8 protein-coding genes are annotated in these 13,315 nt (G+C 64.0%); all 8 read right to left on the reverse strand.

The window, feature by feature from the left end; translation table 11 throughout:
- Positions 1-107 precede the first annotated feature (107 nt).
- Positions 108-1,172, reverse strand: coding sequence for a uroporphyrinogen decarboxylase (gene hemE, locus CAG46_RS01400; protein WP_025340953.1), 1,065 nt, complete (start codon positions 1,170-1,172; stop codon positions 108-110).
- Between the two features lie 236 nt (positions 1,173-1,408).
- The gene (locus CAG46_RS01405) at positions 1,409-2,827 is read right to left on the reverse strand and encodes an FAD-dependent oxidoreductase (RefSeq protein ID WP_013974599.1); all 1,419 of its coding nucleotides are present in this window, start codon (positions 2,825-2,827) and stop codon (positions 1,409-1,411) included.
- 106 nt (positions 2,828-2,933) lie between these two features.
- Positions 2,934-7,379: a glutamate synthase large subunit gene (gene gltB / locus CAG46_RS01410; RefSeq protein WP_085614608.1), complete on the reverse strand. Its 4,446-nt coding sequence runs from the start codon at positions 7,377-7,379 to the stop codon at positions 2,934-2,936.
- 372 nt (positions 7,380-7,751) lie between these two features.
- On the reverse strand, positions 7,752-9,386 hold the full coding sequence (locus CAG46_RS01420; RefSeq protein WP_085614607.1) for an SPOR domain-containing protein: 1,635 nt from the start codon (positions 9,384-9,386) through the stop codon (positions 7,752-7,754).
- Positions 9,387-9,401: 15 nt separating this feature from the next.
- Complete coding sequence (aroB, locus tag CAG46_RS01425; protein WP_015272135.1) at positions 9,402-10,499, reverse strand: 3-dehydroquinate synthase; 1,098 nt, start codon at positions 10,497-10,499, stop codon at positions 9,402-9,404.
- Positions 10,500-10,595: 96 nt separating this feature from the next.
- Positions 10,596-11,114 carry a shikimate kinase AroK gene (gene aroK / locus CAG46_RS01430; protein ID WP_025340956.1) on the reverse strand — a complete coding sequence of 173 codons (519 nt, stop codon included), beginning with the start codon at positions 11,112-11,114 and terminating at the stop codon, positions 10,596-10,598.
- 4 nt (positions 11,115-11,118) lie between these two features.
- The gene (locus tag CAG46_RS01435; RefSeq protein WP_085614606.1) at positions 11,119-12,387 is read right to left on the reverse strand and encodes a type IV pilus secretin PilQ; all 1,269 of its coding nucleotides are present in this window, start codon (positions 12,385-12,387) and stop codon (positions 11,119-11,121) included.
- Positions 12,311-13,312 carry a pilus assembly protein PilP gene (locus tag CAG46_RS01440; RefSeq protein WP_085614821.1) on the reverse strand — a complete coding sequence of 334 codons (1,002 nt, stop codon included), beginning with the start codon at positions 13,310-13,312 and terminating at the stop codon, positions 12,311-12,313. The genes CAG46_RS01435 and CAG46_RS01440 overlap by 77 nt, the downstream gene beginning before the upstream one ends.
- Positions 13,313-13,315: the final 3 nt, after the last annotated feature.

The raw sequence follows: 13,315 nt of genomic DNA on the forward strand, positions 1-13,315 counted from the left end.
GTCCTGTTTCGGTTTCGATGGGACCAGATTAACGACGATCGCTGAATTAAAACTTAATGCAACAAAAAGCCCGGCACATGGCCGGGCTTTCGTGTTCAGAGATCAATTCACTGATGGTATTGCGCCGACAGCTCATGCACGGCGTTGATGAACACACCGGCGTGCTCTGGGTCGACTTCCGGTGTGATGCCGTGGCCCAGGTTGAACACATGGCCGGTGCCGTGGCCATAGCTGGCCAGGATGCGCGCCACTTCCTTGCGGATGGCCTCGGGCTTGGCGTACAGCACGGTCGGGTCCATGTTGCCCTGCAGCGCAACCTTGTCACCCACGCGGCGGCGAGCATCGCCGATCTCGCAGGTCCAGTCCAGGCCCAGCGCGTCGGCGCCGGCTTCGGCGATGCTTTCCAGCCACAGGCCGCCGTTCTTGGTGAACAGGATCACCGGCACCTTGCGCCCTTCGTGCTCGCGGATCAGGCCGCTGACGATCTTGCGCATGTAGGCCAGGGAGAACTCCTGGTAAGCCGCCGCCGACAGGTTGCCGCCCCAGGTGTCGAAAATCTGCACGGCCTGGGCACCAGCGAGGATCTGGCCGTTGAGGTAGCTGGTGACCGACTGGGCCAGCTTGTCCAGCAGCAGGTGCAGGGCCTGCGGGTTGTCGTAGGCCATGGCCTTGGTCTTGCGGAAGTCCTTCGACGAGCCGCCTTCGACCATGTAGGTGGCCAGGGTCCACGGGCTGCCGGAGAAGCCGATCAGCGGCACGCGGCCGTTGAGCTCGCGGCGGATGGTGCTGACCGCGTCCATCACGTAGCCGAGGTCTTTCTGCGGGTCGGGGATCGGCAGCGCTTCGATGTCGGCCGGGGTGCTGATGACCTTCTTGAAGCGCGGGCCTTCGCCGCTTTCGAAGTACAGGCCCAGGCCCATGGCATCGGGGATGGTGAGGATGTCCGAGAACAGGATCGCCGCGTCCAGCGGGTAGCGGTCCAGCGGCTGCAGGGTGACCTCGCAGGCGAACTGCGGGTTCATGCACAGGCTCATGAAGTCACCGGCCTTGGCGCGGCTGGCGCGGTACTCCGGCAGGTAGCGGCCGGCCTGGCGCATCATCCACACCGGGGTGACGTCTACGGGTTGCTTGAGCAGTGCACGCAGGAAACGATCGTTCTTCAGGGCAGTCATGTCGGCATCCGGAAAAATAGTGCGGGCATTTTCTCAGACGCCAGCGCAAAAGGCACGGTCAAGGCCATGCGTTTTGTCTATTGGATGCCATGGATCAAGGATTTTTGTATACAAAAATGCCTTTGGGGCTGCTTTGCAGCCCGTCGCGACACAAGGCCGCTCCTACAGGAAGTACGCGATCCCCTGTAGGAGCGGCCTTGTGTCGCGATGGGCCGCGAAGCGGCCCCGACAATCAATCAGACTTCCAGGTAGTCCAGGATACCTTCAGCAGCAGTACGCCCTTCGAAGATAGCCGTCACCACCAGGTCCGACCCACGCACCATGTCGCCACCGGCAAACACTTTCGGGTTGCTGGTCTGGTGCTTGAACTTGCCCTTCTCCGGTGCCACCACGCGGCCCTGGCTGTCCAGTTGGATGCCATGCTGCTCGAACCACGGCGCCGGGCTTGGGCGGAAGCCGAAGGCGATGACCACGGCATCGGCCGGCAGGATCTCTTCGGACCCCGGGATCGGCTCCGGGCTGCGGCGGCCACGGGCATCCGGCTCGCCGAGACGAGTCTCGACCACCTTCACGCCTTCGACCTTGTCCTCGCCGACAATGGCGATAGGCTGGCGGTTGTAGAGGAACTTCACGCCCTCTTCCTTGGCGTTCTTCACCTCACGACGCGAACCCGGCATGTTGGCCTCGTCACGGCGATAGGCGCAGGTCACCGACTTGGCGCCCTGGCGGATCGAGGTGCGGTTGCAGTCCATCGCGGTGTCACCACCGCCCAGTACCACCACCTTCTTGCCCTGCATGTCGACGAAGTCTTCCGGCGACTTCTCGAAGCCCAGGTTGCGGTTGACGTTGGCGATCAGGAAGTCCAGCGCGTCATGCACGCCCGGCAGGTCCTCGCCCGGGAAGCCGCCCTTCATGTAGGTGTAGGTACCCATGCCCATGAACACCGCGTCGTACTCGGCGAGCAGTTGCTCCATGGTCACGTCCTTGCCCACCTCGGTGTTCAGGCGGAACTCGATGCCCATGCCGGTGAACACTTCACGGCGGTTGCTGAGCACGGTCTTTTCCAGCTTGAACTCGGGAATACCGAAGGTCAGCAGGCCGCCGATTTCCGGGTTGCGGTCGAACACCACCGGGGTCACGCCGGCACGTACCAGCACGTCGGCACAGCCCAGGCCGGCCGGGCCGGCACCGATGATGGCGACGCGCTTGCCGGTTGGCTTGACCTTGGACATGTCCGGGCGCCAGCCCATGGCGAAGGCGGTGTCGGTGATGTACTTCTCCACCGAGCCGATGGTCACCGCACCGAAGCCGTCGTTCAGGGTGCAGGCACCCTCGCACAGGCGGTCCTGCGGGCATACGCGGCCGCACACTTCCGGCAGGGTGTTGGTCTGGTGCGACAGCTCCGCCGCGGCCAGGATGTTGCCTTCGGAGACCAGCTTCAACCAGTTGGGGATGAAGTTGTGTACCGGGCACTTCCATTCGCAATAGGGGTTACCGCAGCCCAGGCAGCGGTGCGCCTGCTCCACGGACTGCTGCGGCTTGAACGGCTCGTAGATTTCCACGAACTCCTTCTTGCGCTGGCGCAGCAGCTTTTTCTTCGGGTCCTTGCGGCCCACTTCGATGAACTGGAAGTCGTTGTTCAGACGTTCAGCCATTTTTCAAAACCTCTTTACCGCAGTTGCCAGCCTCTGGCTGCAAGCTGCAAGACGATCACTTGAGCACGACAGGCCCCGCGCACGGGGCCGTCACTTGCAGCTGTTGTTACTGCGGGTTGGCACGGGTGCTGGACAGCAGTTGCTTCAGGTTGGCTGCCTTCGGCTTGACCAGCCAGAAGCGCCGCACGTAATCGTCCAGGTTCTCCGAGAGCTCACGCCCCCACTCGCTGCCGGTCTCTTCCACGTACTCGGCAAGGACCCGCGCCAGGTGGCTGCGGTAGGCCTCCATCGCTTCACCACTGATACGCTGGATTTCCACCAGCTCATGGTTGAGCTTGTCGACGAAGGTATTGTCCATGTCGAGCACGTAGGCGAAGCCGCCAGTCATGCCAGAACCGAAGTTGTAACCGGTCTTGCCCAGCACGCAGACAAAGCCGCCGGTCATGTATTCACAGCAGTGATCGCCAGTGCCCTCGACAACAGCGTGGGCGCCGGAGTTACGTACAGCGAAGCGCTCGCCAGCAGTACCGGCGGCGAACAGCTTGCCGCCGGTGGCGCCGTACAGGCAGGTGTTGCCGACGATGGCGCTGTGCTGGGTTTCGAACGGGCTGCCGGCTGGCGGCACGATGGTGACCTTGCCACCGGTCATGCCCTTGCCGACGTAGTCGTTGGCGTCGCCTTCCAGGTGCAGGTTCAGGCCACCGGCGTTCCACACGCCGAAGCTCTGGCCCGCAGTACCCTTGAAGCGGAAGGTGATCGGCGCCGCGGCCATGCCCTGGTTGCCATGCAGGCGGGCGATTTCGCCCGACACCCGCGCACCGATGGAGCGGTCGCAGTTGCAGATGTCGAGGCTGAACTCGCCACCGGCCTGGTCGCGGATGGCCGGCATGGCCATTTCCACCATCTTCTCGGCCAGCTCGCCCTGGTCGAACGGCGGGTTCTTGTCGACTTCGCAGAACTGCGGCTTGTCAGCCGGGATGTGCGAGCTGCCCAGCAGCGGCGACAGGTCCAGGTACTGCTGGCGCTCGGTGTCGCCTGGCAGCACGTCGAGCAGGTCGGTACGGCCGATCAGCTCGCCGAGGCTACGCACGCCCAGCTTGGCCAGCCACTCACGAGTTTCTTCGGCGACGAAGGTGAAGAAGTTGATCACCATGTCGACGGTGCCGATGTAGTGGTCCTTGCGCAGCTTGTCGTTCTGGGTGGCCACGCCGGTGGCGCAGTTGTTCAGGTGGCAGATGCGCAGGTACTTGCAGCCCAGGGCGATCATCGGCGCGGTACCGAAGCCGAAGCTTTCGGCGCCGAGGATGGCTGCCTTGATCACGTCCAGGCCGGTCTTCAGGCCACCGTCGGACTGTACCCGTACCTTGCCGCGCAGGTCGTTGCCGCGCAGGGTCTGGTGGGTCTCGGCCAGGCCCAGCTCCCATGGGGCGCCGGCGTACTTGATCGAGGTCAGCGGCGAAGCACCGGTACCACCGTCGTAGCCGGAGATGGTGATCAGGTCGGCATAGGCCTTGGCCACACCAGCGGCGATGGTGCCGACGCCAGCTTCTGCCACCAGCTTGACCGAAACCAGGGCCTGCGGGTTGACCTGCTTGAGGTCGTAGATCAGTTGGGCCAGGTCTTCGATCGAGTAGATGTCGTGGTGCGGCGGCGGCGAGATCAGGGTCACGCCCGGTACCGCGTAACGCAGCTTGGCGATCAGGCCGTTGACCTTGCCGCCTGGCAGCTGGCCGCCTTCACCGGGCTTGGCGCCCTGGGCAACCTTGATCTGCAGCACTTCGGCGTTGACCAGGTACTCCGGGGTCACGCCAAAGCGGCCGGTGGCCACCTGCTTGATCTTCGAGCTCTTGATGGTGCCGTAGCGCGACGGGTCTTCACCGCCCTCGCCAGAGTTGGAACGCGCGCCCAGGCGGTTCATCGCCTCGGCCAGCGCTTCGTGGGCCTCTGGCGACAGTGCACCCAGCGAGATACCGGCGGAGTCGAAGCGCTTGAGGATCGCCTCCAGCGGCTCGATCTGCTCCAGCGGCAGCGGCTGGTCGGCCACTTTCACCTTCAGCAGGTCGCGGATCATCGACACCGGGCGCTGGTCGACCAGCGTGGTGTATTCCTTGAACTTGGCGTAGTCGCCCTGCTGCACGGCGGCCTGCAGGGTGTTGACCACGTCCGGGTTGTAGGCGTGGTATTCGCCACCGTGGACGAACTTCAGCAGGCCGCCTTGCTGGATCGGCTTGCGCGCGCTCCAGGCTTCGGCTGCCAGCAGCTTCTGGTCGCTTTCCAGGTCTGCGAAACGCGCACCCTTGATGCGGCTGGAAACGCCCTTGAAGCTCAGGCCCACCACTTCCTCGGCCAGGCCGATGGCTTCGAACAGCTGCGCGCCACGGTACGAGGCGATGGTGGAGATACCCATCTTCGACAGGATCTTCAGCAGGCCCTTGGAGATGCCCTTGCGGTAGTACTTGAAGACTTCGTCCAGGTCGCCCAGCACTTCGCCGGTACGGATCAGGTCAGCCAGCACTTCATAGGCCAGGTACGGGTAAACGGCCGAGGCACCGAAGCCCAGCAGCACGGCAAAGTGGTGCGGGTCGCGGGCGGTGGCGGTTTCCACCAGGATGTTGCTGTCGCAACGCAGGCCCTGCTCGGTCAGGCGGTGGTGCACCGCACCAACGGCCAGCGAGGCGTGCACCGGCAGCTTGCCCGGGGCAATGTAGCGGTCGCTCAGAACCAGCTGGGTCTTGCCAGCGCGCACGGCTTCTTCAGCCTGGTCGGCGATGTTGCGGATGGCCGCTTCCAGGCCGACGCTCTCTTCATAGTTGAGGTCGATCAGCTGGCGGTCGAAGCCTTCGCGCTCCAGGTTCATCAGCGAACGCCACTTGGCGGGCGAGATGACCGGCGAGCTGAGGATTACCCGCGAAGCGTGCTCCGGGGATTCCTGGAAGATGTTGCGCTCGGCACCCAGGCAGATTTCCAGGGACATGACGATCGCTTCGCGCAGCGGGTCGATCGGCGGGTTGGTCACCTGGGCGAACTGCTGGCGGAAGAAGTCGTACGGTGAACGCACGCGCTGCGACAGCACGGCCATTGGCGTGTCGTCCCCCATCGAGCCGACCGCTTCCTGGCCCTGCTCGCCGAGCGGGCGCAACACCTGGTCACGCTCTTCGAAGGTGACCTGGAACATTTTCATGTACTGCTTGAGCTGGTCAGCGTCGTAGCTGGCCACGCCCTGGTCATCGGTCAGCGTCGCCTGGATGCGCGTGGCGTGCTGACGCAGCCAGCGCTTGTACGGGTGGCGCGACTTAAGACGGTTGTCGATGGCGTCGGTGTCGAGGATCTGGCCGGTTTCGGTGTCCACGGCGAAGATCTGACCCGGGCCGACGCGGCCCTTGGCGATGACGTCCTCGGGCTTGTAGTCCCATACGCCGATTTCCGACGCCAGGGTGATGTAGCCGTTCTTGGTGGTCACCCAGCGCGCCGGGCGCAGGCCGTTACGGTCGAGCAGGCACACCGCATGGCGGCCTTCGGTCATCACGATACCGGCCGGGCCATCCCACGGCTCCATGTGCATGGAGTTGTATTCGTAGAAGGCGCGCAGGTCGGCGTCCATGGTCTCGACGTTCTGCCAGGCTGGCGGTACCAGCATGCGCACGCCACGGAACAGGTCGATGCCGCCAGTGACCATCAGCTCCAGCATGTTGTCCATGCTCGAGGAGTCGGAACCGACGCGGTTGACCAGCGGGCCGAGCTCGTCGAGGTCGGGGATCAGGTCGTTGGCGAACTTGGTGCGACGGGCCATGGCCCAGTTGCGGTTGCCGGTGATGGTGTTGATCTCGCCGTTGTGGGCGAGGAAGCGGAACGGCTGCGCCAGCGGCCATTTCGGCAGGGTGTTGGTGGAGAAGCGCTGGTGGAACACGCAGATCGCGGTTTGCAGGCGCTCGTCACCCAGGTCTGGATAGAAGGCCGCGAGATCGCGCGGCATCATCAGGCCTTTGTAGATGATGGTCTTGTGCGAGAAGCTGCAGATGTAGTGGTCGGCGTCGTGAGCGTTGGCCACGGACGAACGGCGACGGGCACTGAACAGCTTGATGGCGAATTCCTGGTCGCTCAGGCCTTCACCGCCGATGAACACCTGCTCGATCTGCGGCAGGCGCTCAAGGGCCAGGCGGCCGAGCACGCTGGTATCGATCGGCACCTTGCGCCAGCCGACCAGCTTCAGGCCAGCAGCGAGGATTTCGCGGTCCATGTTGGCGCGGGCGGCTTCGGCTTTGACCGGGTCCTGGTTGAAGAACACCATGCCGACGGCGTACTGCTTGGGCAGCTCGACAGCGAAGTGCTCCTGGGCCACGGCACGCAGGAATTGATCAGGCTTCTGCATGAGCAGACCGCAACCGTCACCGGTCTTGCCGTCGGCGTTGATACCGCCGCGGTGCGTCATGCAAGTCAGTGCCTGCATGGCGGTTTGCAGAAGGTGGTGGCTCGGTTCGCCCGTCATATGGGCGATCAGGCCAAAACCACAGTTGTCCTTGAATTCTTCGGGATGGTACAGACCTGTTTTCATAGACACATTCTCACCAGGTTCACCTCTCAACGGAGGTAAATCTCTTTTTTAACAACCACTTACCATCCACGCCGATCAAACGCCAGCTTTTTTGCGGTGGCCATGGAAAACCATTGTTGCACAGCGACAGCGATGCCCACAAATTTTCATGTCTCACCATTGAAAATTTATGTCGCAATTTTGAATGTTTTTGCGCCATGCGCCGTGATAGCGGCTTGGCTCGAGTCTGAAGCGTTTCAGCCATGACTGCAAGTAAGGCTTGTGGCCGGCAGTCTGGGACAGAAAAGCCTGCCGCGTGACAACGCAGCAGGCTATTCGAAAGTCAGTAATCGCTCAGCAACTGGGCGGCGGGGTGGTGCCGCCCGGAAGGTATCAGCGGGCCGAGGCCAGCTCTTGTTGGACGCTGGCGACGGTACGTGGCCAAGGTTTACCAGCCTGGACCTTCGCTGGCAAGTTCTTGATTGCCGCAACCGCTGCGTCGCGGTTGGCGAAGTTGCCGTAAGTGACTACGTACAGCGGCTTGCCCTGCAAGTTTTTCTTGAAGTAGCGATAGTCGCCACCCTGGGCCTTGACGAACGCCTGGGCCGAAGCCTCGGAGCTGGTACCCAGGATCTGCACCACGTAATTGCCCGGTTTCTGCCCGGCGTACCAGCCGCTGTTGCCGCTACCACCGGCTGCCGGCTTCTCGACAGGCTTGGCGGCCGGCTTGGCCACGGCGACCTGGGTCGGTGCTGGTGCAGGCTTGGCTGGCGCAACCGGCTTGGCAGGCTGGGTTGCGACAGGTTTTGGTGCAGGCGCAACCGGCTGCGGTTGCGGCTGTACCGGCTGGGCCGGCGCCGTGGCTACAGGCTGGGCAGGTACCGGTGCCGGGCCCGCCGGCACACCTTGCGGCGGTGCGATGGTGGTCACGGTTGGCGGCGGGTTGCCTGGCTGCAGGGCGGTATCACCGGCCGGGCTACCCTCTTCACCCTCACCCATGCCCGCGGCCTGGGCCAGCGGCTCGCGCATCACCGGCTGCGACTGGCCAACCAGCGGCAGCGGCATCGGCTGGGACGAACCCGAGAACTCGATGGCTGGGTTGCCACCATTGGCCTGGCCCTCGCCAAGCGGCAACTGGGCCTGGGCGGCCGGCGCTTCGGCAGGCGCCTTGTCACCTTTTTTCGGCATCAACACCGCGGCCGCAACGGCGACCACAACCACAGCGGACAGCGCGAGCACATGTTTTTTAGGCATCTTGAACCCCATGGATGGTCGCTTGGCCGTCGAGCGGCTGGCGATCATGGCTTCGATCAAAGTGTCACGGGCGACCTGGTTGATGTTGCCAGGCCAGCCGTCGGAGTTTTCATGGATATCGACGATCTGTTCACGGCTGAACACCTCGATGCCCCGGCCAGCACCTTCCAGGCGTTGCTCCAGGTACTCGCGGGTTTCTTCTTCACTGTAGGGGGCGAGTTCGATGATGTGGAAGCGCTCTTCCTCGACATTGATCTCGTCCAGCCCGGCAATCAGCGACGGCTCACCGAACAGGAACACATGCGGGCGCCCTTCCGGCACGCCCGCCGCCAATTCCAGCAACGCTTGGAGTGCCGACTCGTCGAGTTGTTCCGCATCGTCCACCAGCAAGTACACTTCCTGGCCGGTCAGTGCCAGTTGCACCACCTTGGCCAGGATCGCCTGCATTTCGGCCTCGGCCACATCCAGGCTCTGCGCAACCTGGCCGAGTACGCTGGCGGCATCGCTGGCGCCACGGGCGGACACCACCACGCTCTGCACCGCCTGCTTGTTGGTACTGGCCACCAGGGCCTGGCGCAGCAGGGTCTTGCCGCTGCCCAGCGGGCCGGTGACAACCAGCATCAGCTGGCTGTAGCGCGCCAGGTGGTGCAGTTGGCCGAGCACGGGCTTGCGCTGGGCCGGGAAGAACTTGAAGCCGGGCACGCGGGGCGCGAACGGATCGTGGCTCAACTGGTAATGGTCGAGAAAGGCCTCATCGGCATGCAAACTGGTCATTGCGCTGTCACAACCTCAAAGCTGGGCCACGATCGCGCGGTAATCCGCCGACAACGTGGCCTGTAGAATCTCTTTCGGATAGTCGTCGGTCACCACGGCCTCGCCCATCTGGCGCAGCAGCACCAGACGCAGACGGCCGTCGAGCACCTTCTTGTCGACCGCCATGTGCTCCATGAAATGCGCCGGGGTCATTTCCTGTGGTGGCACCACCGGCAAACCTGCGTCCTGCAACAGGCGGATTCCGCGATCGCGCTCGGCTTGGTCGATCCAGCCAAGGCGCATGGACATCTCCAGGGCCATCACCGTGCCCGCCGCCACGGCTTCGCCGTGCAGCCACACGCCGTAACCCATGTGGGTCTCGATGGCATGCCCGAAGGTATGCCCCAGGTTCAGCGTGGCGCGTACGCCAGACTCGCGCTCGTCGGCACCCACCACCGCGGCCTTGGCCGCGCAGGAGCGGCGGATGGCTTCGGTCAGCGCCACCGGGTCGAGGGCACGCAGCGCCTGCATATTGTCCTCGAGCCAGGCGAGGAACGGCTTGTCGCAGATCAGGCCGTACTTGATCACTTCGGCCAGGCCTGCAGACAGCTCGCGCGCCGGCAGGGTCTTGAGGCTGGTGGTGTCGATCAGCACCGCATTGGGCTGGTAGAAGGCACCGACCATGTTCTTGCCCAGCGGGTGGTTGATGCCGGTCTTGCCGCCGACCGAAGAGTCGACCTGGGACAGCAGGGTTGTCGGCACCTGGATGAAGTCGACGCCGCGCTGATAACAGGCGGCAGCGAAGCCGGCCATATCACCGATCACGCCGCCACCCAGGGCGACCACGGTGGTGCGGCGGTCGTGCCGTGCAGTCAGCAGGCCATCGAAGATCAGTTGCAGGGTTTCCCAGTTCTTGTGGGCTTCGCCATCGGGCAATACCACCGGCAACACCGAATAGGCACCCAGGGTCTTGCTCAGGCGTTCGAGATACAGAGGCGCGACGGTCTCGTTGGAAACGATGGCAACCTGCCGCCCGGCGATGTGCGGCGCCAACAGCTCGGGCTGGTCCAGCAGGCCTTCGCCAATGTAGATCGGGTAGCTACGCTCGCCCAGGTCGACCTTTAGTGTCTGCATGTATCCCCACAATGTACTTGGGCGCGGCGCCGTTCAGGCACCCGCGCGGTAACGTTGAACCTCGCCTCGGCGCTGGTGGCCGAGAATAGTCCCGGGCTAACGGGGCGGCAACTGCTGCAAGCGCTCGAGAATATCGATCACCACCATGCGTGGCGGCCGCTCGTCGGTTTCCACCACCAGGTCGGCGATCTCGCGGTAGAGCGGGTCGCGGGTTTCCAGCAGGGCGCGCAAGGTCGCCTCGGGATTGGCGGTGCGCAGCAGGGGGCGATTGCGATCACGCGCGGTGCGGCCAACCTGCTGTTCCACCGAAGCATGCAGGTAGATCACCCGGCCACCCTGGTGCAGGGCCTGGCGGTTGGCTTCGCGCATTACCGCGCCACCGCCGGTCGCCAGGACCACGCCGTCGAGTGCGCACAGCTCGGCGATCATCGCCTGCTCGCGGTCACGGAAACCCGGCTCGCCTTCCTTGTCGAAAATCCACGGGATGTTGGCGCCGCATCGCAGTTCGATTTCCTTGTCGGAATCCTTGAACAGCAGGCGCAGCTCTTTGGCCAATAGGCGTCCGATGGTGCTTTTACCAGCGCCCATGGGCCCCACAAGTATCAAATTTCGCACAGAATCAACGACTCACAGCAATCGCCTGGTCACTCATGATACGCGGAGTCAGGAAGACCAGCAGCTCGGATTTTTTCTCTTGTAATGCATCGCGTCGAAACAGCCGCCCAACATACGGCAGATCGCCGAAAAATGGCACCTTGTCGACCACATTGTTTTGCGAAGTCGAGTACACGCCACCAATCACGATCGTTTCACCGTCCACCACACGAACCTTGGCATTGACCTCGTTCTTGCGGATCGGCGGTACGTTGTTCAAGGCATTGACGTAATCCGGCTCGTCCTTGGTCACCCTGACGGTCATGATCACCTTGTTGTCCGGGGTGATCTGCGGGGTCACCTCCAGCGACAGCGAGGCTTCGCGGAACGCTACCGAGGTGGCGCCGCTCTTGCTGGTTTCCTGATACGGCACCTCGGTACCCTTGAGGATCCTGGCCGTTTCCTTGTCGGCCGTGACCACCTTGGGCTGCGAGATGATTTCGCCGTTGCCGCTCTTTTCCATGGCACTGAGCTCCAGGTCGAGCAGCACGTCGCCACGCAGCAGGCCCAGGCCGATGCTGCCGCCCACCCGCTCCACCCCGAGGTCGACGAACAGGTCCTTGCCCGGCAGCGGGTCTTCAACGTAAAGCGGCCCACCCCAGCGCACCCCAAGGCTTTTTTCGTAATCGACGTTGGCCTCGACGATACGCGCCTCGATCGCCACCTGGCGCACCGGTACGTCCAACTGCGCCACCAGTTGCCTCAGCTCGGCAAGGCGGTCGGCCGGCAGGTGTACCACCAGCGTATTGGTGCGCTCGTCGACACTAAGGCTGCCCCGACCGGTGAGGATGCCGTCATCCGCCAGGCTCGCCAGCAGCAGCTCCGCCAGTTCGCCAGCCTTGGCGTGATGGATGGGCAACAGCTCCCGGCGCAATGGCTGCAACTGCGCATCCAGCGCCTGGCCCACACGGGCATCGACAGACTGCGCGGCAAACTCGGCCGCAGGCGCCACCAGCAGCACATTGCCCTCCTGGCGCCGGGCCAGGCCCTTGCTGCGCAGCACCAGGTCCAGCGCCTGATCCCATGGCACATCCTGCAAGCGCAAGGTGACGCTACCCTGCACGGCATCGCTGGCGACCAGGTTGACGCCAGCATAGTCAGCCAGCACCTGCAGCACCGAGCGCACTTCCACATCCTGGAAGTTCAGCGACAGTGGTTCACCCTGATAAGGCGTCGCCGACGCCAGCGGGACCGGCAGCAGGGCTGCCAGCATCCATTTCTTCAATGTTTTCATCGTCGTCCGGGGCCTCCTTGCCCAGGTGCTTTGCGAGTGTGATGAACGCCGTGCGTTCATGCCACACCCCTGCCATGAACAGCCGTTCGCGCACTTCGACCTGGGTTTGATCAACCCTCGCCACCACCCCCTGGTCACGCCCGACCCGGTCCCCAGGGCGCACGCGATAGAGCCTGCCGGCCGCCATCAGCAGTGCTTCGTGTTCCGCCCCACGCGACAGGCTGCCGACCATCTCCAGTTGCGCCAAAGGCACGTCGGCCAACCCGCTGCCCGTCAATCGCGTCGCCCCAGGCGCAAACGGGTCGACCGGGGGCGCTGCCGTCACGCCCCTGGCCGGCATGCGCGCAAGCATCGCAGGTTCCGGCACTGGCGCCAGCGCCTGATAGGCATCAACCCGCAACTGCAGGCGCAGCAGGCCAGGCTTGCCATCGGCTGCGGCCAGCTGCAGGTCACCACTGCGTAGCACACGCGCCTGGCCCAACCAATCGCCCAGCCACTGGCGCAAGGCCGCGTATCGCCCCACCACCTGTAGCTCCAGCGGTACCTTGCGAAAGCCAGCCTGTTGTTCGTCTTCATGTACATCGAAGCGCTCGATGAGCAAGCCATGCGCATGCCCCGACGCTGCCAGGCGCTCGAGCAGGTCGCTCATGCCCTCCCCGGCCGCCAGGTGCCAGTACGCCTCCCGCAAGCGTCGCTCGGCAATGGCCACAGACGCGTGGAGTTGCTCCAGCTCGGCCAGCTGCACCGCGCCGGATGAATGCTGTTCGTGCAACTCGGCGTGCCGAGCCTCCTCCTGCGCCTGCTGCTGCAGCGCTGCCGGGAGACGTATGGCGCAGCCCAGGCCGAACAACGCCAAGGCCATCAGCACTGGCGCCAGCTGCCTGAAGCGGCTGGAGCGTTCGGCCATGGCCAGCCAGCCGAGCAGCTG

Origin of the sequence: Pseudomonas sp. B23(2017), from assembly GCF_002113725.1 — a bacterium.
GTDB classification, from domain to species: Bacteria; Pseudomonadota; Gammaproteobacteria; order Pseudomonadales; family Pseudomonadaceae; genus Aquipseudomonas; species Aquipseudomonas putida_Z.

Excerpts from the sequence above, each read along its gene's own strand:
- gltB (WP_085614608.1), bottom strand. The coding sequence starts at position 7,379 with ATGAAAACAGGTCTGTACCATCCCGAAGAATTCAAGGACAACTGTGGT.
- CAG46_RS01420 (WP_085614607.1), bottom strand. The coding sequence starts at position 9,386 with ATGACCAGTTTGCATGCCGATGAGGCCTTTCTCGACCATTACCAGTTG.
- hemE (WP_025340953.1), bottom strand. The coding sequence starts at position 1,172 with ATGACTGCCCTGAAGAACGATCGTTTCCTGCGTGCACTGCTCAAGCAA.
- aroB (WP_015272135.1), bottom strand. The coding sequence starts at position 10,499 with ATGCAGACACTAAAGGTCGACCTGGGCGAGCGTAGCTACCCGATCTAC.
- CAG46_RS01435 (WP_085614606.1), bottom strand. The coding sequence starts at position 12,387 with ATGAAAACATTGAAGAAATGGATGCTGGCAGCCCTGCTGCCGGTCCCG.
- CAG46_RS01405 (WP_013974599.1), bottom strand. The coding sequence starts at position 2,827 with ATGGCTGAACGTCTGAACAACGACTTCCAGTTCATCGAAGTGGGCCGC.